Here is a 23074-nt window from a genome sequence, read left to right on the forward strand (position 1 = left end):
CTGTTCAGTCCCCCGGGACGACCTCGCCCCGCACCGCCGGCGCCGCGGCGGCCCAGTAGGCGCGGTCGACCGGGGGACGCGCACGCAGGTCCGCGCGGACCTCGACGGCCAACCGACGGGTGTCGCGCCGGTTGACGGTGGCGCCGATGCCGGCGCCGACCAGCAGCGGGGTGAGCGACGGCAGGCGGCGCAGCGAGCTGCGGGTGAGCCGGCGGCTGACCTGCTGGCGCACCTCCGCCCCGAGCGCCAGGGCGGCGAACCCGGCCGGCCGGGACAGCAGCCTCGCGTCGATCCCCCGGCGGTTGGCCCAGGCGCCCAGGTAGGCCCCGGCCCGCTGGGTGACACCGCCCGGCGCCCGGGCGCCGTAGACCTCGTGCAGTTCGGCGATCAGCTTGATCTCCAAGGCCGCGACGGCGAGCGTCTCCGCCGCGATCTCCACCGGCATCGCGGGCGGCACCGGCAGCATCGCCGCCGCGCCCACGCCGGCGCCGAGCGCGCCGGAGGCCCGGGCCGCGCCGGTGACCAGCAGGTCGGCCAGCGCCTCCGGGTCGGCCGCGCCGGGGTGCTGGGCGCGCAGCGTGGCGAGGTCGCGCACCGGGATCCGCGGCGCGGCCCGCACCAGTTGCTCGGTGAGGGCGCGGCCGCCGAACACGGCACCCTTGGCGGCGACCCGGCCGCCCCGGCCGAGCAGGTGGGCCGCGTTCGCCACCAGGGCCCGGCCGCGGCCACGGCCGGCCCGGTACTCGGCGATCCGCCACTCGCCCTCGGGCTGCTCGGCCTGCTCGACCAGTTCGGCGAGCTCGCCGGCCAAGCCGGCGTCGGGCACGGCGGCGGGGGTGGGAGCGGGCTCGGGGTCAGGCCTGGAACGTCCGGGTTTACGGAAGACTGCCATAGATGTCCGGTACCCCCTCCGCTCCCGGGGTACGCCCTACCCGGTGATCTCGACCCCGCGCCAGAACGCCACCCGGCCGCGGATCTCCTCGGCCTCCGGCTTCGGGTCGGCGTAGTACCAGGCCGCGTCGGGGTTGGTCCGCCCGTCCACTTCCAGCGTGTAGTAACCGGCGGTGCCCTTCCAGCCGCAGACGGTGGTGGTGTCGGACGGACGCAGGAATTCGGTCCGGACGGATTCGACCGGAAAGTAGTGGTTGCCCTCGACGACGACGGTCTCGTCGCTCTCGGCGACGACGGTGCCCTGCCAGCGCGCTGTGGTCATGCGGCCGATTCTGCCCCAGGGGCGGACGACACCCGGGGGGTTCGCGGAAATCGTCGGCGGATGCCGGCCGGTCAGGGCAACAGCCGGGGCAACGGTCAGGGCAGCGGCTCGGCGTGGACCGGCAGGTGCGGGGACTGGTGGCCGCCGCTGGCGAGCATCCGGACCTCGCCGGCGTCGCTGATCTCGGCACGGACGATGCCGCTGGCGTCCTCGTACACCGGGTGTCCGCCCGGGCCCGTCGCGCTGGTGCGGACGACCACGACGACGTCCTGCGGGGCCTGGGTGCCGGGGGTGCCGGGGAAGGTGAGCACGTAACGGTTCGCGGGGGTCATCTCCATCTCCTGTCCCGATTGTCCCGATCTCCTGGTCCCGATGCGTGGCCGCGGTCGGCGGACCCGCCGGACGGCGGTCGGCCTACGCGGTGGCCCCGGCGGCCCGGGCGGGCGCGCCGCGGACCTCCAGCTCGGTGAGCAGCCGGGCGGTGGCCTCGGCGACCGCGTCCACGGCCCGGTCGAAGGCCTCGCGGTTGTGCGCCGCCGGGGCGCGGAACCCGGACACCTTGCGGACGTACTGCAGCGCGGCGGCGCGGAAGTCGTCCTCGTCGGCGTCGAGCGTCACCGGCGGGCGCAACGTCTTGATGTTGCGGCACATGCACCCAGTCTCGCGCGTGGACGCCGTACTGGCGACCCCCTCCCGTCACGCGCACCTCACGGCGGCGTCATCCGACCGGATTAGGATGCCGGACGAACGAATCCCCCCGTCCCGCCGCGCCAACCCGTCCGCGGGCGTCACCCCGGAGTCACCCCCTTGCCTCTCGCGCTGCTCGCGCTGGCCGTCACCGCGTTCGCCATCGGCACCACCGAATTCGCCGCCATGGGGCTGCTCCCCCAGGTCGCCGACGATCTGCACGTCTCCATCCCGCAGGCCGGCTGGCTGATCTCCGCGTACGCGCTGGGCGTGGTCATCGGCGCCCCGCTGCTCACGGCGCTCGCCTCCGGCCGGCCGCGCAAGGCGGTGCTGGTGGCGCTCGCCGGGCTGTTCGCCACCGGCAACCTGCTGTGCGCGCTGGCGCCGGACTTCTGGACGCTGGCCGCCGCCCGGCTGATCACCGGACTGCCGCACGGCGCGTTCTTCGGGGCCGGCGCGGTGGCCGCGGCCGAACTGGTGGCCCCGGACCGCCGGGCCCGGGCGGTGGCCGTGATGTTCTCCGGCCTGACCATCGCCAACATCGTCGGCGTGCCGGCCGCCACGCTGCTGGGCCAGCACCTGGGCTGGCGGGCGACCATGCTGGTGGTCGTCCTGATCGCCGCCGCCGGGACGCTCGCCATCGCCCGGCTGGTGCCGTCGCTGCCCTCCCCCGGGCAGGCCGGGCTGCGGCACGAGCTGCGGGCCTTCCGCGACGGGCAGCTGTGGCTGGCGCTGGCCACCGTGGTGTTCGGCTGCGGCGGCTTCTTCGCCTGCTACAGCTACATCGCGCCGCTGCTCACCGAGGTGTCCGGGTACGCCACCGGCTCGGTGACACTGGTGCTGGCGCTGTTCGGGGTGGGGATGACGATCGGCAACGTGATCGGCGGGTTCGCGGCCGACCGGGCACTGCGCCCGACGGTCTGTGCCGCCTTCGTGCTGCTGGCCGCCACCCTGGCGCTGTTCGCGGTGACCGCGCACGCCCGCTGGTCGGCCGCCGTCACGGTGGTGCTGATCGGGCTGTTCGGCTTCGCGATCGTGCCGGCGGTGCAGACGCTGGTCCTGCAGAAGGCGCGCAGCGCGCCGACGCTGGCCTCGGCGACGGTGCAGGGCGCGTTCAACCTGGCCAACGCGCAGGGCGCCTACTTCGGCGGGCTGGCCCTGGACGCCGGGTTCGGCTGGACGGCGCCGACCCTGGTGGGCGCAGGCCTGGCCGCTTCGGGCGCGCTGATCGCGGTGCTCGCCTGGGCGGCCGACCGGCGCCGGCCCGTGCCCGCCGCACCGGAGCCTGCCGCGACGGCTCCGGCCGCGGCGGCTCCGGTCGGCGTCCAGGGTTAGGGCTGGGGCTGGATCTTGGCCTGGGGCTGCGCCAGGGGTTCGAGCTCGCGGTGGGCGGCGGCCAGCAACAGGTAGCCCTCGCCGTTGGCCTTGATGCCGGCCTTCTCGTCCTCGGTCAGCTCGCGGCGGACCTTGGCCGGGACCCCGGCGACCAGCGAGCCGGGCGGCACCCGCATGCCCTGCGGCACCACCGCGCCCGCCGCGACCAGCGAACCGGCGCCGATCCGGGCGCCGTTGAGCACGGTGGCGTTCATCCCGACCAGGGCGTCGTCCTCGACCACGCAGCCGTGCAGCACCGCGTTGTGCCCGACCGAGATCCGCTCGCCGATCACCAGCGGGAAGCCGGGGTCGGCGTGCAGGGTGCAGTTGTCCTGGATGTTGCTGTCCCGGCCCACGGTGATGGACTCGGCGTCGCCGCGCAGCACCGCCCCGTACCAGACGCCCGCGCCGGGGCCGATCGTCACGTCCCCGACCACGACGGCGTTCGGTGCGAGGAAGGCGCCCGGGTCGACGGTGGGCACCTTGCCCCCGACTGCGGCGATCAGCGGCTCTGCCATGTCTCGTCCTCCTGGTGACGGTCGGCCGTTCCTGTCGCCGGACAGCGTAGGGGGCGGTCCGATCCGCAGCACCCGTCCTACCCCTGCCCGCCGCACACGCCGGCGTTCACCGCCCGCTGCCAGGCGGCGAGGGCCGCGGCCGGATCCGGGGCGTCGTAGAGGGTCGTGCTGTTGGCGAACTGGCGCTTCCCGTCGAGCGAGCCGAGCATCATCGTGCTGTAGCCGGGGATCCCGCCGGCGTGGCCCCAGAACGCACCGCACGGGGTGTCCACCCGCTGGAGGCCGAGCCCGTAGGCCTGGCCCCCGCCGTGGGCGGTGGTCTTCTGCATCTCGGCGAGTTCGGCGGGGCGCAGCAGCCGGCCGCCGAGCAGGGCGCGGATGAACGTCGTCAGGTCCGTGGTGGTGGAGATGCCCGCGCCGGAGGGGCCGGCCATGGAGGGGTCGAGCGAGGTGACGTCGGCCGGGCCGCTGTCGAGCTTGAGGTAGGCGTGGGCGTGCGGGCCGGGGATGACCGGGGAGTAGAGCGGCATCGAGGTGGCCGTCAGGCCGAGCGGGCGGATGATCCGGCGTTCCACCTCCTCGTTCCAGCCGTGGCCGGTGAGGCGTTCGATGATCAGCGCGACCAGGGCGTAGTTGGTGTTGGAGTACTGCCAGTCCTGGCTGGGGCGGAAGGCGGGCGGGTACTTGTCGGCGATGTCCACCTGGTCCTGCGGGCTGTACGACGTGTAGCGGCCGGTGTCGAGCCAGTTCTGGTCGTAGGAGTTGAAGGCCGGGTCCTGGGTGTAGTCGGCGACGCCGCTGGTGTGGTTGAGGAGTTCGCGGACGGTGATGTCCGCGCTGTTCGGCACCGCGCCGGGCAGCAGGCTCTCCAGGCGGTCGTCCAGTCCCAGCCGTCCCTCGCCGACGAGTTGGAGCAGCACGGTGGCCACGAAGGTCTTGGTGGTGCTGCCGATCCGGAAGCGGCCCGCGGGGTCGGCGGGGGTGTCGGCGCCGAGCCGGGCGACGCCGCCGGCGGCGCGGTGGACGAGCCGGCCGTTCTCCCGCACGGCGGCGAGGGAGGAGGTGGCGACGTTCTTCGCGGTCAGGTCGGCGAGGGCGGTGTCGAGGGCCGTCCAGTCGGCGCTGCGGTCGGTGGCGCTCGCCGGACGGGCCGCGTCCTGGGCGGCGGCGGCCGGGGCGAGCGCGGCGATCAGGCCCGCGCCCGCGAGGGCCGCGACGGCGGCGCGCAGGGCCGGCCCGCGTCGGCGGCGCCGGGTGGTGGCGGCTGGGTCGGTGGTCATGGCGTCCTCCCTGGTCCGGCCGGCAGGGCTGTCAACCTCCGCCGCTGCCACGGTCTTTGACACCATGGCAGGGCGACTGCGGGGTGGTCGTCAGCCTCCGGGGCGGCGCGTCTGCTACCTGGGGAGGGGCGTGACCCTGACGGGTTCCCGGAGTCGCGCCCCCGAGACGGGTCGGGGGCGCGACGGGCCGGGGCGGGCGGGTCAGGAGGCCGGCGCCTTGGTGCGCAGGATCTCGATGAACGCGCGCAGCCACGCCGGGTGGTCGGGCCAGGCGCGGGCCGAGACGACCACGCCGTCCACCACCGCCTCGCCGTCGACGAATTCGGCGCCCGCCGCCTTCACGTCCGGCGCCAGCGCCGGGTAGGCGGAGCTGCGGCGGCCGGACAGCACCCCGGCGGCGGCGGTGATCAGCGGGCCGTGGCAGATCTGTGCGACCGGCTTGTCGCCGGCGAAGAAGTGCTGGACGATCCGCTGCACGTCCGGATCGTTGCGCAGGTACTCGGGGGCGCGGCCGCCGGGGATGACCAGCGCGACGTAGTCGGCCGGGTCGACGTCGGCGAAGGCGAGGTCGGCGGGCCAGGTGTAGCCGGGCTTCTCGGTGTAGGTGTCGTAGCCGTCGACGAAGTCGTGGACGACGAACTGGAGTCGCTTCCTGGTCGGGGCGGCGATGTCGACCTGGTAGCCCTCCTCGCGCAGCCGCTGGTACGGGTAGAACACCTCCAGCGACTCGGCGGCGTCCCCGGTGACGAGCAGGATCTTCGATGTCATCGCCGACATCCCTCCACATGGTCGAGCGTCCGACACGGCGTGGGCCCCGGCCGGTGGCCACCGGCCGCGGGCCCGGACCAACCTCCCGCACCGGCCGTGCCGTTGGCAACAGGGCGCACCGGGCGTACTGCGGCGCGTCACCGGGCGTACGCGCCTGCCGAGGGCCGTGCGCGCCGGGTCACCGCCCGGCTGCGGGCCGCGGCTGCCCGCGTCCTAGACTCCTGCTGCCCGCCACGACCGCACACCGGAGGAGCCCATGCCGGACCGCACCACCCACCTCGTCCTGCCCGGCTACCAGAACTCGGGCCCGGAGCACTGGCAGACCCGCTGGGAGGCCGCCGAACCGGACGCCTTCCGCCGGGTCCAGCAGGCGGACTGGGACCACCCCGACCAGAGCGACTGGATCGCCCGGGTGGACGCGGCGGTGGCCGAGGCCGCCGCCGACGGGCCGGTGGTGCTGGTCGCCCACAGCCTCGGCTGCGTCACGGTGGCCCGCTGGGTGGCCGCCGCGCCCGCCGGGCGGACCGCCGCGGTGCGCGGCGCGCTGCTGGTCGCCCCCGCGGACATCGACACCGCCGAAGTCCCGCAGCTGACCGGCTTCCGGCCGGTGGCCCTGGCACCGTTCCCGTTCCCGGCCGTGGTCGTCGCCAGCACCGACGACCCGTGGGTCAGCCCCGAGCGGGCCCGGCTGTTCGCCGGTGCGTGGGGCGCCCGGTACGTCGAGCCGGGCGCGTACGGACACCTCAACTCGGACTCCGGGCTGGGCGACTGGCCGGAGGGCCGCAAGCTGCTCGCGGAGCTGTGACGCATCGGACGGGGGGACGATGAGGAACCGGATGCCGAAGGCCAGGCGCGTCCTGGTCCGGCTGCTGCTGGCGGGCGGGGCGGCCGCCGTGCTGCTCTACACCGAGGGGCAGTGGGAGAGCCGCTCGGGCGGGCTGATGCTGGTCGCCGACCTGCTCAACCGGCCCGAGTTGCTGCTCGGCGCGGCGCTGGCCGCGCTGATCGCCGCCGCCTGGCTGGGCGACCGGCGCACCGCCGTACGGACGGCCACCCGGGCGGTCACGGTGACGGCCGGGGTGGTGTTCCTGCTCGGCGTGCTGGCCGCGCACAAGGTCTCGGCGGCCGAGACGCGCAGCCGGGAGACCGCCCCGGCCCGCCCGGAGCTGGCCCTGGTCGTGGTGCACCGTTCGTACGCCACCGCGCCGAAGGACAACGACGACTGGCAGGTGCTGCTGGAGGTCGGCGCGGGCTGGTCCGGGCGGCGCTGGTCACTGGCCCAGATCGGCCGGGCACCGGACGACGCCCGGCTGGTGGAGGCGAGTTGGACCGGCCGGGACCAGATCACCGTGGTCACCGACTCCTACCGGCGGGTCTTCAACCTGGACCAGGACACCGGCGAGCCGGTCGAGGCACGGTAGCGTCCGCGCTACGGCAGCCCCACCGCGTGGGCGAGCAGGGCGAGCAGCGCCGCGTTGCCCGCCGCGCCCACGGCGGTGGCGGACAGGAAGCGGGCCGCACTGCCGTCCGGGAACGGGTTGACGACCATCGCCGGCAGGAAGCCGGGCAACGTCCAGACGGCGGCGGTCCACTGCCGGACCGCGTTGGCCGCGCCGGTACCCGCGCGCAGTTCGCGGGCGGCGGCGAGCCCGATCACCAGGTACCCGGCCAGGTAGCCGATCGAGGGCCAGAACACGGCGGGAACACCGAGGATGCTGTGCGGCATGGCACCCATCGTCCGCCGCCGGTCAGCGGTCCCGCCTGAGTACGGGTACCCAGGCGGGACCGGGCGGCTCACTGGTCCTGGTTGTCGCCGGGGTCGGCCGGCGCGGAGGGGGCCAACGGGGTGGACTGCCCGGACTGCCCGGACGGCGTGGACGGCGCGGAGCGGCCGACCGGACTGTTCGGGTTGAGCGGACCGCCCGTGCCGCCCGGATTGCCCAGGGTGCTCGGGTTGCCGGGGCTGCTCGGGGTGCCGGGGCTGCTCGGGCGCTGCTTGCCCGAGCCGCTCCCGCAGGTGCCGGTCGGCGAGCCGCTGGGGGTGGCGCAGTTCGGGTCGCGCTTGGGCGGGTCCGGGATGTAGACCGTCGGGAAGTCCTTCTCCGGCATGTTCCGGACGGCGTCGCTCATCGCCTGCTCCCAGATCGGGCCCGGGCCGGTCGCGCCGAAGACCTCCTGCTGGTAGTGGCCGCCGATCCGGATGTTCTTCATCGGCACCTTGGTGCCCGGGCTGCCCAGCCAGACCGAGCCGGCCAGGTTGCCGGTGTAGCCGGTGAACCAGGCCGACTTCTTCTCGTCCGTCGTCCCGGTCTTGGCCGCGATCTGCCGGCGGTCGTCCAGCCTGAGCTCCTTGGCGGTGCCCTTCTCCGTCACCCCGAGCAGCACGCTGTTGATCACGTCGGCGGTGTCCGTGGACATCGCCTCGGTGCACTTGGCCGGGCTCACCGGGACGTCCTTGCCGTCCACCGTGGAGATCTTGTTGATCGCCAGCGGCGCGCAGTAGGTGCCGCGGGCGGCGAAGCTCGCGTACACGTTCGCCATCGTCAACGGGCTCACCTCCTGGGTGCCGAGGCCGAGGGCGGGGACCTCTTCCAGCGGCTTGCCGTCGGCCTTGCCGGTGACGCCCAGCTTGTCGGCCATCTGCTTGACCGCGCAGAGGCCGATCTCCTGCTCCATCTGCACGAAGTAGGTGTTCACCGAGAGGGCCATCGCCTCCTTGAGCTCGTACGGGCCGACCTCGCGCGGGCTCTCGTTCGGGATGCTGCCCTCCTTCTTGCCCTTGTTCGGGTTCTTCCAGGTGCCGTCGCAGGTCCTCGTCGTCGGCCAGTCCATCCGGTTGGGCGAGTCGTACCGCTGGGTGGGCGGCAGGCCGGCCTCCAGGGCGGCGGCGGCCACGATCGGCTTGAAGTTGGAGCCGGGCTGGAAGCCGATGCCGCCGCCCATCGCCGCGTCCACGTTGTAGTTGACGACGGTCTGGTTCTTCTCCTTCGCCAGACCGTAGGGGCGGGTCTGCGCCATCGCCAGGATCTTGCCGGTGCCGGGCTCGACCATCGTCATCGCCGCCGAGACCGGGTCGGTGACGTACACCTGCTCGGAGACGGCGTTCTGGGCGGCGGCCTGCTTCTCCGGGTCCAGCGTGGTGTAGATGTTGAGGCCGCCGGTGTCCCACAGCTTCTTGCGCTCGGCGGCGCTCTTGCCGAACACCGGGTCCTGCTTGACCACGTGGCGCACGTAGTCGCAGAAGAAGCCCATGCCGGCCTGGGCGGTGATGCAGCCGTTCTGCGGGTCCTGGTACTTCAGGCCCAGCGGTGCGGCCTTGGCCTCCTTGGCCTGGTCCGCGGTGATGTGCTTGTTCTCGACCATCTTGTCGATGACGGTGTCCCGGCGCTTCTGCGCGGCCACCGGGTGCAGCTTCGGGTCGTACTGGGACGGGTTCTGCACCAGCCCGGCCAGCATGGCCGCCTCGGGGAGGGCGAGGTCCTTCGCGTCCTTGCTGAAGTAGCGCTGGGCGGCCGCCTGTATGCCGTACGCCTGATGGCCGTAGAAGGTGATGTTCAGGTAGTTGGTGAGGATCTGATCCTTCGTCAGATCCTCCTCCAGCTTGATGGCGTACCGGAGTTCCTGGATCTTGCGGCCGAGCGTCTTGCGCTGCGCCTCCAGGACGGCCACCGGGTCGTCGCCGGCCTTCTCCACGTTGACGTTCTTCACGTACTGCTGGGTGAGCGTCGACGCGCCCTGGACGGCGGCGCCGCTCTCCGCGTTCTTGGTGATCGCCCGCAGGATGCCCTTGAGGTCGACGGCGCCGTGCTCGTAGAAGCGGGCGTCCTCGATGTCGACCTGCGCCTGGCGCACCAGCGGTGACATCTGCTCGGCGGGTATCACCGTGCGGTCCCGCTCGTAGACCTTGGCGATCAGGCCGCCCTTGGCGTCGAAGACCTGGGTGGCCTGCGTCAGCGCCGGCGCCTTGAAGTCGTCGGGGATGCTCTCGAAGCCCTCGGCGCTGCTCTTGGCCCCGAGCCCGACGGCGCCCGCCGCGGGAAGGATGAGGCCGGCCAGCAGGACACCGCCGAGAGTGCAGCAGCCGAGGAACGTGACCGTGTGACCCAGGAATCCGATCGGGGTCTCACGGCGCCGCGGGCGCGGCACCCAGGTGTCGCCCGCGTCCGGGGCAGGTATGCGGCTCTTCGGTGACATAACTGGAACACTACGGCCGCGAATACCGTGCCAGGGCAGGGTGCTGGCGAAGCTTTGTCACAAATCCGCCACAGATTCGGCTCATTCCAGCCGGTCGGACGGGCGCCCGGGTTCGGACAAGGACCGTTCGCCTACGGCCTGTTGATCCCGCCGTCCGCCGGTCGGCCGGCCCGCCCCTGCTCAGCCTGCCGGGCAGGACACGTCCCCGGCCGGGCGACGACCGGTGACCAGGAAGTCCGTCACCGCCGCGTCGCCGCAGGCGTTCCCGTTGGCCCGGTAGACGTCGTGGCCGCCGGAGTCCACCGTCACCATCCGGGCCCGATCACCCAGCGCCGCACGGAGCTTGAGCGCACCCGCGTACGGGGTGGCCGGATCCCGCAGGTTCTGCGCCAGCAGGATGTTCGCCGGGCCCCGGCCGGTCACCCGCACCGGCGGCTCGCCCGGCGCGAACGGCCCGAAGGCGCACGGCATCACGTTCACCGGCATGCCCGCGGTGAGCGGACGGGCGGCGCGCTCGGCGGCCACGTCCCGGACGTAGCCGGCCGGATCGGCGGGCCAGCCGACGTCGTTGCAGAGGGTGCCGACCGACACCGCGATGGTGTTCTGCACCGCCTCGTCCGGCGGCAGCACCGGGGCGGGCAGCGGCCGACGGCCGAGGCCGGCCAACATCAGCCGGGCCAGGTCGGGGAACTTGGCGTCCGCGTACAGGCTCTCCAGCATCGTCTCGCGCAGCACGTTGCCGCTCAGCTCCGCAGGGTTGGCGCCGGGCCAGGGCAGCGGCGCGGCGTCCAGGCGGGCGGCGAGGTCCAGGAACAGCGGGCGGACCTCGTCCGGGGTGTCCGCGACCCGGTCCGGGTTGCCCGGCGCCGAAGCCCACGCGGCGAAGTCCGGGAAGCGGTCCTCGGCGCCCCGGCCGAAGGCGGCGAGCCAGCCGCGCCCCACCCGCGACGGGTCCGGGTCGTCGTTGCTGTCCAGCACGATCCGGTCGGTGCGCCCGGGGAACATGGTGGCGTACACCGCCCCCGCGTACGTGCCGTACGAGGTGCCCCAGGCGGAGAGCCGGCGCTCGCCGAGGGCCTCGCGGATCCGGTCGACGTCCCGGGCCTCGTTCCGGGTGGAGATGCTGCGCAGCACCGGGCCGCCGTTGCGGGCACAGGCCTCGGCGACCCGGCGGGCGGTGGCCAGGTTGTCGTCGATCGAGCCGTCCGCGGCCGGCCACGGGCGCAGCTTCACCATCGCGAGATCGGCGTGCTCCAGACCGCAACTGACCGGGGTGGAGCGGCCCACGCCGCGCGGATCGAAGCCGACCAGGTCGTAGCGGTCGAGGACGGACTGCGGCAGGCGCTTCACCGCGCCGCTCGGGACGTCCACACCGGAGCCGCCCGGCCCGCCCGGGACGGTCAGCAGCACACCACGGCGCAGGCCGGGCTTGGCGGCCGCGATCCGGGAGACGGCGATGGTGATCCGCTCGCCGTCCGGGTCCGCGTAGTCGAGCGGCACGGTGACGGTGGCGCACTGCTGGCGGGGATCGGCCTGGCCCGGGCAGGCCGTCCAGGTGAGGCGGTCCGAGCCGGCCGCGGCGGCGGGGTGGGCGGCGAGGGCGGTGACGGAGAGCGCGGCGGCCGCGGTGACCACGGCGAGGGTGTGGTTGAGGTTCGGCATGCCCGGAAGTCTTCCGGGCACGGGGACTTGGGCCCATCCGGGCAGCGGGCCGACCGGGGGTGGGGTAAACCCCCGCAAGCCCGACCGTACTTGACGGTGCGTCAAATCACCTGGCGGATCCGGCTCGGAGGCCGGCGCACACGGCGGCTCACGCGGCCGGGAGCGAGGCCGCCGGCGGCGGTCAGGGCGACAGGTCGAGCAGCGGCGTCAGGGCGGCCGGGCGCTGCTCGACCGGCAGATGGTCCACCGGGTGGAAGGCGCAGCCGAGGGCGGCCGCCCCGCCGTCACAGGTCCGGTCGTCCCCGACCATAAGCCCACCGCGCTCCGGCTACCGGAGGGTCAGGACGCGCGGGCCGTCCTCGGTGATGGCGACGGTGTGCTCGATGTGCGCGGCACGGCTGCCGTCCGTGGTGCGCAGCGTCCAGCCGTCCGGATCGGTGTGGTAGTCGCCCCGGCCGCCCGCCGTCAGCATCGGCTCCAGCGCCAGCACCAGGCCGGGGCGCAGCGGGTAACCCCGGCCCGGGCGGCCCTCGTTGGGCACGTGCGGGTCCTCGTGCATGCTCCGCCCGATGCCGTGCCCGCCGAAGCCTTCGAGCAGGCCGTAGCGCCCGGCGCGGGCGACCTTGCCGATGGCGTGCGCGATGTCGCCGATCCGGTTGCCGACCACGGCGGCGGCGATCCCGGCTTCCAGGGCGCGCCGGGTGGTGTCGATCAGTGCCGCGTCCTCGGGCCGGGCGGCGCCGACGGTGAAGCTGACGGCGGAGTCCCCGGCCCAGCCGTCCAGGAGGGCGCCGCAGTCGATGCTCACCAGGTCGCCGTCGCGCAGCCGGTAGCCGCCCGGGATGCCGTGCACGACGGCGTCGTTCACCGAGGCGCAGATGACGGCCGGGAACGGCACGGGCGCGAAGGACGGCCGGTAGCCGAGGAACGGCGAGGTGGCCCCGGCCGCCCGCAGCACGCCGCGCGCCACCTCGTCCAGCTCCAGCAGGCTGACGCCCACGGCCGCCGCGCCCTGCACGGCGGCCAGCGCGTCCGCTACCACCCGCCCGGCTTCGCGCATCGCGTCCAGGGCGGCGTCCGACTTGATTTCGACCATGGTGGGTCGTCTCCCCTCAATCCAATTCTTATACCGGTATTTGTATCACGGTCGAAGGCGGAGCGGCCGCGCGGCAGGACGGGAGCACCGGGGCGGGGCGCACGGCGCGACCTCGCGGGAGCACGACGCGACCCCGGAGGGAGGGCCTAGTATCGACGGCATGGTGAGGACTCCACTGACCCCGTGGGAGCGCGAGCGCGGGGAGCGCTTCGGGGCACTGCTGCGCGAGGCGCGCGGCGCGCGCAGCATGGTCGAGGTGGCGGCGGTGGCCGGCGTCTCGGCGGAGACGTTGCGCAAGATCGAGACCGGACGGGCACCGACGCCGTCGTTCTTCACCATCGCCGCGCTGGCGTTCGCGCTGGATCTGTCGCTGGACGAGCTGGCGGCCGCGTGCGCGCTCCCGGAGGACGGCGAAGCCCTCTCGGCGTGACGCCTTAACGCTTTAACGCCTTACCGGCTTAACGGCTTAACGGCCTTTTGCCGGGGCCGGAATCGATCATCACCATTCGATGACCGGAGGCCCCGGACACCGCCACAGACGATCCTTGACGCGTTCAGACCACCGAGGGTAGCGTCCTTGATTGTCGGCCTTCAGTCGAGGGACAAACGGACCTGTCCCGACTGGGTTTCGCCGCCGGATCGCCCTCCGGATCCGCACCCTCGCAGCCTCGCGGCGCTATCGCCCCCGGAATTCCACTGTCCGCCGACGTGCGTTCCCGGATTCTCCCCGGGCACCTCCGTGCCCGGTCGCTGAACGATCCCCATTCGGTTTCTCTCCAGGAGTTGAACCCATGGCTGGTTCGCGCCCGATCCGCACTCCCAAGGAACTGCTCGCACAGCACCTGATCCAGGAGGATCAGGTCGCGGCGATCACCGATGTCGCCAAACGGTACGCATTGAGCATCACACCGGCGATGCGCAGCCGCATCGTCGAGCTGGACGACCCGGTCGCCCGCCAGTTCGTGCCCACCGAAGACGAGTTGACCTCCCTGCCGGAGGAGCGGGAGGACCCCATCGGCGACGATCCCTTCACCCCGGTGAAGGGCGTCACCCACCGCTACCCGGACCGCGTGCTGCTCAAGCCCGTCCTGGTGTGCCCGGTGTACTGCCGGTTCTGCTTCCGCCGGGAGGTGGTCGGCCCCGGCGACTCGATGCTGAAGGAGTCCCAACTCGCCGCCGCGCTGGACTACATCCGCTCCCACCCGGAGATCTGGGAGGTGATCTTCACCGGTGGCGACCCGTTCATCATGTCGCCCGACCGCCTGCGGCCGATCCTCAGGGCGCTCGACGGGATCGAACACGTCAAGGTGATCCGCTTCCACACCCGCGTGCCCGTGGTGGACCCGGACCGGGTGACCGAGGACCTGGTCGAAGCCCTCACCATGGACACTCCGGTCTGGGTCGTCGTGCACACCAACCACAGCCAGGAGATCGGCGACGGCGCGCGGCGCGCGCTGCGGCTGCTGGCCGGCTCCGGGATCCCGCTGGTCAGCCAGACGGTGCTGCTCAAGGGGGTCAACGACAACCCCGAGGCGCTGGAGGACCTGTTCCGCACCCTGATCGTCAACCGGGTCAAGCCCTACTACCTCCACCACGGCGACCTCGCCGTGGGCACCAGCCACTTCCGCACCACCATCACGGAGGGGCAGGCGCTCGCCCGCAGCCTGCGCGGCCGCGTCTCGGGCCTGTGCCAGCCCACCTACGTGCTCGACATCCCCGGCGGCCACGGCAAGGTGCCCATCGGCCCGACCTACCTGAACGGGAACGGGACCGTGACCGACCCGTGGGGCATCACGCACACCTACCCGCCCAAGACCACCGAGGACTGACCGCCCCCGCCGAAGGGAACCACCGGCCCATGGTCTCCGAACCCACCCCGCGCCGGCCGAACCCCACCCTGCCGCCCCCGCCCCGGGGCTCCGGCACCGGCGTACTCGGCAACGCCGTCCGCCACCCGGGAGGGACGCTGACGCTGATCGGGGCCTCGGCGATCTGGGGCCTGTGGACCACCGCGGAGAAGTACTCCATCCGGGGACTTCCCGTCATGACGGTGCTCGCCGTCTCCCTGTTCACCGCCGCCGCCCTGCCGTGGGCCGTCCTCCTGTACCGGGGCGGCCACCGGCGCCCGTCGCGCGACCAGTTGAAGCGCCTCGCCCTCCTCGGGCTGTTCGAGCCGATGGTGGGGTACGGAGCCATCGGACTGGGGATGGCGCGGATCGACGCCACCCAGGCGTCGATCCTCCGCGGCTCCGAGGCGTGCTTCGTCGTCGCGCTGGCCGCGGTGATCAGCCGCCGGGCACCCACACCGCGCGGTGTCGGCGGCGTCGTGCTGGGTGCGGTCGGCGTCGCCGCGCTGGGCGGGAGCCACGCCCTGCTGGGGCTCGGCGTGGGGGATCTCCTGGTGCTGGCCGGGACGTTCGCCGCCGCGGCGGCCACCATCATCACCGGACGCGTCGTCAGGGAGACCGATCCGCTGGTCACCACGGCCTACCAGTTCGGCTTCGGCCTGCTGTTCTCCCTGCCGCTGTTCGTGGGCCAGTGGGTCATCAGCGGCAGCCTGGTCACCGGCGGCGCCCGCCCGCTGCACTGGATCGTCGCGGCCGGCGTCTGCGGCGGCGGGCTGGCCGGCGCGTTCCTGATGTACAACTACGCCGTGACGCGGACCCCGGTCACCACGGCGGGCGTCCTGCTCAACATCATCCCGGTGTTCGGACTCGCCTTCGCCGTGGCGCTCCTGGGCGAGCGCATCGACGTCTGGCAGTACGTGGGGGCCGCGCTCATCCTGGCCGGGATCTTCCTCTTCTCGGAGATCCCCGGGGCGGACGCCGACGGCTGAGCCCCGACCGGCCGTCCCCGACGATGGTCCCGAACGGCGGCGGCCCGCCGGGCGCGTGCTGCGCCGGGCGGGCCGTCGTGGGGGCGGGCCGGTGGCCGTGAGTCGGGCCGGTGACCGTGGGGCAGGGAGGTGGTCAGCTCACGGAGCTGTTGTAGCTGTCGATGGCGGGCTGGAGCTCCTTGGCCGCGTCGGCCAGGGCCTGCTGGGCGGTCTTGGAGCCGGCGATGGTCTGCTCGATGGCCGTCTCGACGCCCTTGCGGGCCTGCGGCATCACGCCGAGCAGGCAGCCGGCGGTGGCCGGGGAGGGCTTGGTGGCCTTGAGCTGCTCGATGGCCGTCTGGAACTGCGGGTACTTGGCCACCCACTCCTTGTCCTTGGGGTCGTCCAGGGACTTGCGGTTGACCGGGAAGTAGCCGGTGCCGGTGTGCCAGGCGGCCTGCTGCTCGGGGGCGGTGACGAACTTCTCGAACTCCCAGGCGGCGCGCTTCTCGGCGTCGGAGTGGCCGGGGCCGCTGATCCACAGCGAGGCGCCGCCGATGACCGGGCCGCCCTGGTCGGCGGCGGCGACCTTGGGGAAGGCCGCGGTGCCGACGGCGAACTTGGCGGCCTCGGTGTAGCCGCGCAGCACGCCGGTGGACTCCAGGTGCATGGCGACGGTGCCGGCCTTGAACGCGGCCTGGGCGTCGTCGGTGTTGCGGCCGGTGTTGGCCGCGTAGCCGCCCTTGACGAGGTCGGCCCACCACTGGACGATCTGCGCGCCCTGGGCGGAGTCGAAGACGGCCTTGCCGGCCTTGTTGGTGCGGCCGTTGTCCTGGTCGCAGTACATGGTGCCGGACTCGGCGAGCAGCTGCTCGACGAACCAGCCGTAGATGGCGGCGCCGAAGCCGTAGCGGACGGTCTTGCCGTCGGCGTCCTTCTTGGTCAGCTTCTTCGCCAGCTCGCCGAGTTCGGCGAGGTCCTTGGGCGGCTGGGCCGGGTCGAGACCGGCCTCCTTGAAGGCGTCGGCGTTGAGGTAGAGCAGCGGCATGGAGGAGTTGAACGGCATCGAGACGAGCTTGCCGCCGACGGAGTAGTAGTTGCGGATGTTCGGGTCGAGGTCGTCGAGGGCGAAGCCGTCCTTGTCGGCGAAGGCCTGGGCCGGGACGGTCTGCTTGGAGTCGATCATGAACCGGGTGCCGATGTCGTAGACCTGCACCAGGGCGGGGGTGCCCTTCTGCTGCACCGCGGCCTTGTACTTGGCGACCAGGTCGTCGTACTTGCCCTGGAACTGCGCCTTGACCTCGATCTTGCCCTGGTGGGCGGCGTTGAACTGGCTGACCAGCCCGGTGAGGACCTCGGCGTTCTTCCCCGTCATCGAGTGCCAGAACTCGACGCCGGTGACGCCCGAGGCCTGGTCGAGCGCCTGGGCGCCGGGGACGGCGTCGGAGGAGCCGCCGGAGCCGGAGGTGGAGTCGCCGGAGCTACAGGCGGTCAGGGACAGGCCGGCCACCAGCAGGGCCGCGAGCGCGCGGGCACTCTTCTTCACGGGAGGGTTCTCTCTCTGTCGGGAGGGACGTGCTCGAAGGAGCGGGAGGAAGCGGCGGAGCGGGTCAGCGGACGGCGCCCGCGGTGAGACCGCGGACGATGAAGCGCTGGCCGAAGACCACCAGGGCGAGCGTGGGCAGCAGGGAGAGCACGACGCCGGCCAGGATCAGGCCCGGATCGGACATCTCGGAGTCGCGCAGCGAGGTGAGGCCGATCTGCAGGGTCTGCATGTTCGCCGTGCGGGTGATGATGAGCGGCCAGAAGTACTGGTTCCAGGCGGACAGGAAGACGTAGATCGACAGCGCCGCCAGGGCCGGCTTGTTGAGCGGGACGACGATCCGCCACAGGAACCGCCAGTGGCCCGCGCCGTCGATCCGCGCGGCGTCGCGCAGTTCGCCGGGCAGCTGCCGGAAGGCCTGCCGCAGCATGAAGGTGCCGAAGCCGGAGGCGAGGAAGGGCAGCACCAGGCCGAAGTAGGTGTTCCCGAGCCCCCAGCCGGACAGCGTCAGGTAGTTGGGGATGATGATGGCCTCCCACGGGACCATCAGCGTCGCCAGGAACACCCCGAACACCACGGCCCGCGCCTTGAGCGGCAGGAACACGAAGGCGTACGCGGCGAGGACCGAGGTGAACAGCTGGGCGAGCGTGATGACGGTCGCCACGATCGCCGAGTTGGCGTACTGCCTCGCCAGCGGGACGGTGTCGACGGCGCCGGCGAAGTTCCGCCCGGTGACCGAGTGGGGCACCAGCGCCGGCGGGTAGGAGGAGAGTTCGGACGGGCTCATGAAGGCGCCGGCGATCGCGTAGTACACCGGGAAGGCCACGGTGACGAGGGCGACGGCGAGCAGCAGGTAGACGGCGGCGCGGCCGAGCAGGTCGCGCGGCGAGCGGCCGGCCAGCACGCGGGGGCGCGGGCGCGGCGCGGCGGCCCCGTCCTGGGCCCCGGGCCCGGCCTCGGTGGCGGTCACGGTCATGCGTAGTGCACCTTCCGCTCCAGGACGCCGAACTGGACGGCCGTGCAGGCGAGGACGACCACGAGCAGCACCACGGCCTGGGCACTCGCGGTGCCGAAGTCGCTGGAGCCGTAGGCGAAGGCCTTCTCGTAGACGGAGTAGACGAGGGTCCGGGTGGCGCCGTCGGGGCCGCCCTTGGTGAGGATGTGGATCTGGCCGAAACTCTGCAGCGAGTGGACGGTGGAGACCACGGTCAGGAAGAACAGGTTCGGGCCGAGCATCGGCACGGTGATCGAACGGGCCAGCCGCAGCCCCGAGGCGCCGTCGATCCGCGCGGCCTCCAGAACCTCGCCGGGGATCGAGCCGATGCCGGCGGACAGCACCAGCACGTTGTAGCCGAGGCTCATCCACACCGTGGTGACGGCCACCGAGACCAGCGCGTACCGGGAGTCGGTCAGCCAGCCGATCGGGCCCAGCCCGACGTGCGAGAGCAGGCCGTTGAGCACCCCGCTGGCGGGGTTGAAGAACACCGCGAAGACCACGGACGCGCTGGCCACCGAGAAGGCGAAGGGCAGCGCGAACGCGGAGCGCAGCAGCCGTACGCCCCGGATCCGGTTCTCCAGGAGCAGCACCAGCACCAGCGCGCCCAGCACGCCGGGCACCACGGTGAGCAGCGTGAACAGGGCGGTGGTGACGAGCGTGCGCCGGAAGTCCGCCGAGGTCAGCAGCTCGGTGTAGTGCTTCAGCCCGACGTAGCGCGAGGGCGCGCCGAACAGGTCGTTGGCGTGTCCGCTCAGGTAGATGGTCCGTCCCAGCGGGTAGCCGATGAAGAGGACGAAGACCACCAGGGACGGCAGCAGGAAGGCCCAGGCGAGGCCGTGCTCACCCCAGCGGCTTCGGCGGCCCGGGTGGGGCTTGGTGTGCGGTGCGGTCGGCATGGGTTTGCGCGTCCCGCCTTTCGTTGCGTCGGTTCCGGCCGAAACCGTGTCCTGCCCACACGACGGGTCGGAAACCCCACGGTGAGCAACGGGTGTCGGCGGGATTACGCGTTCGCGTCAGATTCGGCCGGTCGTGGGCGGACGGGCGTTGGGGCGCGTCCCCGGCCGGTCGTAGGCGGGCGGGATGTGCGGCGCGCCCCCGCCCGTTCCGGTACGCCCTCCGGTGGCACCGGACTGTCGGTGGGGCGTCGTACGGTTCCCGGCCTGCCGGTGGGGCATCGCATGGTTCCCGGACTGTTGGTGGGACGTCGTACGGTTCCCGGATGGACGACACCGAATTCGACATCCGGGCCGCGATGGCCGAATCCCTGCGGGGCCGCGCGGGCACCCGGGCGCTGGTCGAGGGCTTCGCCGCCTACTGGGGCGAGCCGCTGCGGCCCGACGACGGCTTCACGGACGCCGAACTCGACGCCGCCGAAGGGCGTCTGGGCCTGCGGCTGCCGGCCGCGCTGCGCGAGGCGTACCGGCTGTTCGGCCGCCGGGAGGACCTCACCGGCAACCACAACCGGCTGCTGTCGCCGGAGGAACTGTTCGTCCTGGACGGCGCCCTGGTGTACCAGGAGGAGAACCAGGCGTGCGCGCACTGGGGCGTCCTGCTGGCCGACCTCGACCAGGACGATCCGTCGACGGTGGGCCGACTCGACCTCGCGGACAAGTCGGAAGAGCGCTGGGAGCCCTGGGAGGAGCGCTTCTCGACGGCCGCGACGGCGATGGTGATGGTGGAGAAGCTGTTGCAGGACGACGAGTTGAGCGTGTTCGCCGAGTCCGGAGTGGAGGTACCGGAGGGGCTGACGGAGCTGCCCCGGCTCGGCCGTGGCTGCCGCTGGTTCACCGGGCCGGACGTGCTGGTCGTCGAGCTCGACGCGGACCTCGTGGTGGCCCGGGCCCGGACCGAGGAGGCCCGGGACGCACTGGCCGAGCAGTGACCTGATGGCCCAACGACGGTGCGCCGACCGGTCGTTGGGTCATGGGTGGATCAGGCGGTGGCCCAACGACGGCGCTCCGCACGGCCGTTGGGCCACGGGTGGATCAGGCGGTGGCGCCGCCGTCCAGGACCAGGTCGGCGCCGACGGTGAATCCCGCCTCGGACGAGGCCAGGTACAGCACCGCGGCGGCGACCTCCTCGACCGCACCCGCCCGGCCGACGGGGAGGCTGTCCTTCATCCGCGCGGCCTTGTCGTCGGCGTTCTCGCCGGGCCGGGTGGACATGCTGGTGTCCACCGGGCCGGGGCTCACCATGGTGATCCGGACGCCGTCCGCGATGTGGTCGAGGGCGGCGCTGCGGGTCAGCGCGGTGACGGCGGCCTTGCTGGCTGCGTAGGCGCCGAGGCCGGGCACACGCATGTGGACGCCGAGGTTGGAGGAGATGTTGACGATCGCGCCGCCGCCGTGGGCCCGCATGTGGCCGATCTGGTGCTTCATGGCGAGCCAGGTGCCGGTCAGGTTGACCGCGAACACCCGGTGCCACTCGTCCTCGTCGATGTCGGCGACCGGGCCGACGGCGCCGAACACCCCGGCGTTGTTGACGGCGACGTCCAGGCCGCCGAGGAGTTCGACGGTCTCCCGGACCAGCCGGGCGGCGTCCTGACCGTCCGCCACGTCGCCGGTCAGCGCGACGGCCTTGCCGCCCGCCTGCTCGATCAGCTCGACCGTCTCGGCGAGCGGGCCCGCGCTGCGGCCCGCGACCGCGACCCGGGCGCCCTCCCGGGCGAAGGCGAGCGCCACGGCCCGTCCGATACCGCTGCCGCCGCCGGTGACCAGGACGGACTTGCCGATGAAACGCGTGGTCATGAGAGGTGCTCCTTGATCTGGATGGTGCGTTCTGGTGCGGTGTCGGTCTCTGTGGTGGCCTCGGGAGTCGCCCGCGCCGGCAGGGCGACGGCGAGGGCGGTGAGCGCCAGGGCGGCGCCCGCCGCCGCGAAGGCCGTGGCGTAGCCGCCGACCACGCTCGGGCGGGTGGCGGCGAGCGCCATCAGGGCGGCCACCCCGGCGGTGGGGCCGAGTTCCATCGCGGTGTTGAGCACGCCCGCGGCGAGGCCGGTCCGTTCGGGCGGCACGCCCGCGGTGGCGAGCACGGCCGCGCCGGCGAAGGCGGTAGCGGCCCCGGCGGGCAGCAGGAGCAGCCCGGGCAGCAGCCCGGTGGCGTAGTCGCTGGCGGGCGCGAGGCCCGCCAGCAGGCCGAGCCCGGCCGCCGCGAGGGCGAGCCCTCCGGCGGTGACCGCGACGGCGCCGTAGCGGGCCGTCAGCGGCCCGGCCAGGCGACCGGCCGTCAGCAGTGCCGCCGCGTACGGCAGGAAGGCGGCGGAGGTGGCCAGCACGCCCCAGCCGCGGACCTGTTGGAGGTAGAGCGCGAGCAGCAGGAAGGTCAGCGCGGTGCCGGCGGCGGTCGCCATGACGGCGGCGAGGGCGGTGGCCCGGCGGCGGTCGGCGAGGAAGCCGGGCGGCAGCAGCGGGTCGGCGGTGCGCCGTTCGACGGCGGCGAAGGCGCACAGCAGGGCGAGCCCGGCGGCCAGCGGCAGCAGCGTCCCGGGGCTTCGCCAGCCGTGGCCGGTGGACGCCACCAGCCCGTAACTGGCCGCGCAGACACCGGCGGCGGCCAGGGCGGCGCCGGGCAGGTCCAGCCCCGGCCGGCCGACGGCCGACGGTCGGCCGGCGGGTTCGGCGGGCGGCAGCGAGCCGGAGCGGACCAGGCCGACGAGGGCGACCAGGACGGGCACCACGAACAGCCAGCGCCAGGAGACCCAGGCGGCGAGGGCGCCGGAGAGCAGGTTGCCCGCCGTGGCGCCGAGCACCGAGAGGCCGCCCCAGGCGGCCATCGCCCGCCGGTATTCGGCGGGTTCGGGCCGCAGCACCCGGACCACGGCGACCGCCGCCGGGGCTGCCAGGGCCGCGCCGACGCCCTGGGCGAAGCGGCTCGCCAGCAGGACGGGGTAGCCGGGCGCGAGGGCGCAGGCGATCGAGGCGGTGCCGAGCAGGGCCAGGCCCACCCGCAGCAGCCGGCGGCCGCCGTGGCGGTCGGTCAGCCGCCCGCCGAGGAGCAGCAGGGCGCTGAAGGAGAGTCCGTAGGCGGCGCTCAGCAGCAGCACACCGGACGGGCCGAGCCCGAACTCCCGGGCCACCAGGGGCAGTGGCACGGACAGGATCATGATCGTGAAGATCAGCGTGGCCTGCACGCCGCCGAGCAGGGCGAAGCCGGGCCGGTCGGCCGTGGCGACACTCATGGAAACCCCCCCTCTCCATAATGACCGTTCGGTCCAGTATTGGGACAGCAAGAGGCGGCCTCCACCGTCGCCCCGCCATCGCCCCACGATCCGTCAGTCGACTCGTCAGTCGAGCAGCACCAGCGCCTGCTCGACGGCGTCCCGCACCCGGGACGCGCCGTCGGCGGTCCGGCCCAGCACCCGCACGCCCTGCAGCAGCACCAGCAGCATCCGGGCCAGCGCCCTCGGGTCCCGCCCGGCGGGCAGTTCGCCCTGCGCCTCGGCCCGGACCAGGGCGGCGGTCAGCACCGTCTCCAGGTGGCCGAGCCCGGCCTCCACCCGGCGGGCCGCCGAGGGGTCGCGCGCGGCGAGCTCGACGGCGGTGTTGGTGATGAAGCACCCGCGCTTCAGCCCGTCCTCGGCGGACTCCGCCGCGAACCGGCGGACCAGCGCGCGGACGGCCGGCAGCACCGGGCCGGGCTGGGAGAGCTCGGCCAGGAGCACCGGGTCGGCCTGCTCGCCGTACCGCTCCAGCGCCCGCAGGAACAGTTCGTGCTTGCTGCCGAAGGTGGCGTAGATGCTCGCCCGGGCGATCCCGAGCTCCTCGACCAGGTCGGCCATCGAGGTGGCCTCGTAACCGCGCCGCCAGAACAGCTCAAGGGCCGACTGGAGCACGGCGTCCGGGTCGAATTCCTTCGTTCGCGCCATGGATGAACGCTAACCCTTTCCAGAACGGTCGGTCAAGATCCTCCCCGAAGGTCGCACACGTGG

General features: G+C 73.4%; 24 protein-coding genes and 1 pseudogene. 7 read left to right on the forward strand and 18 right to left on the reverse strand.

Features of this window, described 5'->3' with window-relative positions; all coding sequences use genetic code 11:
* Nucleotides 1-4: 4 nt before the first annotated feature.
* The 4 genes from AB0O19_RS23025 to AB0O19_RS23040 all read right to left on the reverse strand — a co-directional run bounded on the left by AB0O19_RS23025 (nucleotide 5) and on the right by AB0O19_RS23040 (nucleotide 1864).
* Entirely contained in the window at nucleotides 5-826 is an 822-nt protein-coding gene (locus AB0O19_RS23025) for a hypothetical protein (RefSeq protein ID WP_363621900.1), read from the reverse strand.
* Between the two features lie 102 nt (nucleotides 827-928).
* Nucleotides 929-1213, reverse strand: coding sequence for a DUF427 domain-containing protein (locus tag AB0O19_RS23030; RefSeq protein WP_063346074.1), 285 nt, complete (start codon nucleotides 1211-1213; stop codon nucleotides 929-931).
* A 95-nt stretch (nucleotides 1214-1308) separates the two neighbouring features.
* Nucleotides 1309-1545, reverse strand: a complete 237-nt coding sequence (locus tag AB0O19_RS23035; protein WP_350886018.1) for a DUF6296 family protein — start codon at nucleotides 1543-1545, stop codon at nucleotides 1309-1311.
* Between the two features lie 82 nt (nucleotides 1546-1627).
* Nucleotides 1628-1864, reverse strand: a complete 237-nt coding sequence (locus AB0O19_RS23040; RefSeq protein WP_063346075.1) for a DUF2277 domain-containing protein — start codon at nucleotides 1862-1864, stop codon at nucleotides 1628-1630.
* A gap of 156 nt (nucleotides 1865-2020) precedes the next feature.
* On the opposite strand from AB0O19_RS23040, the gene AB0O19_RS23045 reads away from it, so the two are divergent.
* Nucleotides 2021-3235 (forward strand): MFS transporter, encoded by a 1215-nt coding sequence (locus tag AB0O19_RS23045; protein WP_363621901.1) that lies wholly within the window; start codon nucleotides 2021-2023, stop codon nucleotides 3233-3235.
* Here the strand turns inward: AB0O19_RS23045 and AB0O19_RS23050 are convergent.
* The 3 genes from AB0O19_RS23050 to AB0O19_RS23060 all read right to left on the reverse strand — a co-directional run bounded on the left by AB0O19_RS23050 (nucleotide 3232) and on the right by AB0O19_RS23060 (nucleotide 5840).
* On the reverse strand, nucleotides 3232-3792 hold the full coding sequence (locus AB0O19_RS23050) for a gamma carbonic anhydrase family protein (protein WP_363621903.1): 561 nt from the start codon (nucleotides 3790-3792) through the stop codon (nucleotides 3232-3234). The genes AB0O19_RS23045 and AB0O19_RS23050 overlap by 4 nt on opposite strands.
* A 77-nt stretch (nucleotides 3793-3869) precedes the next feature.
* Entirely contained in the window at nucleotides 3870-5072 is a 1203-nt protein-coding gene (locus tag AB0O19_RS23055) for a serine hydrolase domain-containing protein (protein ID WP_363621905.1), read from the reverse strand.
* Nucleotides 5073-5273: 201 nt separating this feature from the next.
* Complete coding sequence (locus tag AB0O19_RS23060; protein WP_063346079.1) at nucleotides 5274-5840, reverse strand: DJ-1/PfpI family protein; 567 nt, start codon at nucleotides 5838-5840, stop codon at nucleotides 5274-5276.
* A 256-nt stretch (nucleotides 5841-6096) separates the two neighbouring features.
* On the opposite strand from AB0O19_RS23060, the gene AB0O19_RS23065 reads away from it, so the two are divergent.
* Both AB0O19_RS23065 and AB0O19_RS23070 read left to right on the forward strand, forming a co-directional pair.
* On the forward strand, nucleotides 6097-6645 hold the full coding sequence (locus AB0O19_RS23065) for an alpha/beta fold hydrolase (RefSeq protein WP_363621907.1): 549 nt from the start codon (nucleotides 6097-6099) through the stop codon (nucleotides 6643-6645).
* Nucleotides 6646-6676: 31 nt separating this feature from the next.
* A complete protein-coding gene (locus tag AB0O19_RS23070; RefSeq protein WP_350886005.1) occupies nucleotides 6677-7261 on the forward strand; it encodes a hypothetical protein in 585 nt (194 codons plus the stop codon).
* Between the two features lie 8 nt (nucleotides 7262-7269).
* On the opposite strand, the gene AB0O19_RS23075 is transcribed toward AB0O19_RS23070, so the two are convergent.
* The 5 genes and pseudogenes from AB0O19_RS23075 to map all read right to left on the reverse strand — a co-directional run bounded on the left by AB0O19_RS23075 (nucleotide 7270) and on the right by map (nucleotide 12792).
* Nucleotides 7270-7566, reverse strand: a complete 297-nt coding sequence (locus AB0O19_RS23075) for a hypothetical protein (protein WP_363621909.1) — start codon at nucleotides 7564-7566, stop codon at nucleotides 7270-7272.
* 68 nt (nucleotides 7567-7634) lie between these two features.
* Nucleotides 7635-10034, reverse strand: a complete 2400-nt coding sequence (locus tag AB0O19_RS23080) for a transglycosylase domain-containing protein (RefSeq protein WP_363621911.1) — start codon at nucleotides 10032-10034, stop codon at nucleotides 7635-7637.
* Between the two features lie 180 nt (nucleotides 10035-10214).
* Nucleotides 10215-11696, reverse strand: a complete 1482-nt coding sequence (locus AB0O19_RS23085; protein ID WP_363621913.1) for an alpha/beta hydrolase — start codon at nucleotides 11694-11696, stop codon at nucleotides 10215-10217.
* Between the two features lie 181 nt (nucleotides 11697-11877).
* Nucleotides 11878-12009 (reverse strand): annotated as a pseudogene (locus tag AB0O19_RS23090) (hydrolase); the annotation flags it as partial.
* A 15-nt stretch (nucleotides 12010-12024) separates the two neighbouring features.
* Entirely contained in the window at nucleotides 12025-12792 is a 768-nt protein-coding gene (gene map, locus AB0O19_RS23095) for a type I methionyl aminopeptidase (RefSeq protein WP_363621915.1), read from the reverse strand.
* Nucleotides 12793-12952: 160 nt separating this feature from the next.
* Between map and AB0O19_RS23100 the strand changes: the two genes are divergently transcribed.
* From AB0O19_RS23100 to AB0O19_RS23110, 3 genes are all read left to right on the forward strand, one after another.
* Complete coding sequence (locus tag AB0O19_RS23100) at nucleotides 12953-13222, forward strand: helix-turn-helix transcriptional regulator (protein WP_363621917.1); 270 nt, start codon at nucleotides 12953-12955, stop codon at nucleotides 13220-13222.
* 361 nt (nucleotides 13223-13583) lie between these two features.
* Nucleotides 13584-14621, forward strand: a complete 1038-nt coding sequence (locus AB0O19_RS23105) for a lysine-2,3-aminomutase-like protein (protein WP_363621918.1) — start codon at nucleotides 13584-13586, stop codon at nucleotides 14619-14621.
* Between the two features lie 29 nt (nucleotides 14622-14650).
* Nucleotides 14651-15628 carry a DMT family transporter gene (locus AB0O19_RS23110; RefSeq protein ID WP_363621920.1) on the forward strand — a complete coding sequence of 326 codons (978 nt, stop codon included), beginning with the start codon at nucleotides 14651-14653 and terminating at the stop codon, nucleotides 15626-15628.
* Nucleotides 15629-15761: 133 nt separating this feature from the next.
* On the opposite strand, the gene AB0O19_RS23115 is transcribed toward AB0O19_RS23110, so the two are convergent.
* From AB0O19_RS23115 to AB0O19_RS23125, 3 genes are all read right to left on the reverse strand, one after another.
* Complete coding sequence (locus AB0O19_RS23115) at nucleotides 15762-17153, reverse strand: ABC transporter substrate-binding protein (protein ID WP_363621922.1); 1392 nt, start codon at nucleotides 17151-17153, stop codon at nucleotides 15762-15764.
* 64 nt (nucleotides 17154-17217) lie between these two features.
* The gene (locus tag AB0O19_RS23120) at nucleotides 17218-18126 is read right to left on the reverse strand and encodes a carbohydrate ABC transporter permease (RefSeq protein ID WP_363621924.1); all 909 of its coding nucleotides are present in this window, start codon (nucleotides 18124-18126) and stop codon (nucleotides 17218-17220) included.
* Nucleotides 18123-19043 carry a sugar ABC transporter permease gene (locus AB0O19_RS23125; RefSeq protein WP_363621926.1) on the reverse strand — a complete coding sequence of 307 codons (921 nt, stop codon included), beginning with the start codon at nucleotides 19041-19043 and terminating at the stop codon, nucleotides 18123-18125. Before AB0O19_RS23125 ends, AB0O19_RS23120 begins: the two co-directional genes overlap by 4 nt.
* Nucleotides 19044-19366: 323 nt before the next feature.
* Here AB0O19_RS23125 and AB0O19_RS23130 point away from each other — a divergent pair, with 323 nt between their 5' ends.
* The gene (locus AB0O19_RS23130) at nucleotides 19367-20029 is read left to right on the forward strand and encodes an SMI1/KNR4 family protein (protein WP_363621927.1); all 663 of its coding nucleotides are present in this window, start codon (nucleotides 19367-19369) and stop codon (nucleotides 20027-20029) included.
* Nucleotides 20030-20132: 103 nt separating this feature from the next.
* Here the strand turns inward: AB0O19_RS23130 and AB0O19_RS23135 are convergent, their stop codons facing one another.
* The 3 genes from AB0O19_RS23135 to AB0O19_RS23145 form a co-directional block, all read right to left on the reverse strand.
* The gene (locus AB0O19_RS23135; protein WP_363587301.1) at nucleotides 20133-20894 is read right to left on the reverse strand and encodes a glucose 1-dehydrogenase; all 762 of its coding nucleotides are present in this window, start codon (nucleotides 20892-20894) and stop codon (nucleotides 20133-20135) included.
* A complete protein-coding gene (locus AB0O19_RS23140; protein WP_363621929.1) occupies nucleotides 20891-22324 on the reverse strand; it encodes an MFS transporter in 1434 nt (477 codons plus the stop codon). Before AB0O19_RS23140 ends, AB0O19_RS23135 begins: the two co-directional genes overlap by 4 nt.
* A gap of 105 nt (nucleotides 22325-22429) precedes the next feature.
* On the reverse strand, nucleotides 22430-23011 hold the full coding sequence (locus AB0O19_RS23145) for a TetR family transcriptional regulator (protein WP_363621931.1): 582 nt from the start codon (nucleotides 23009-23011) through the stop codon (nucleotides 22430-22432).
* Nucleotides 23012-23074 lie beyond the last annotated feature (63 nt).

The sequence above is a fragment of the Kitasatospora sp. NPDC091276 genome, from assembly GCF_040684355.1.
In the GTDB taxonomy this organism is placed as follows: domain Bacteria; phylum Actinomycetota; class Actinomycetes; order Streptomycetales; family Streptomycetaceae; genus Kitasatospora.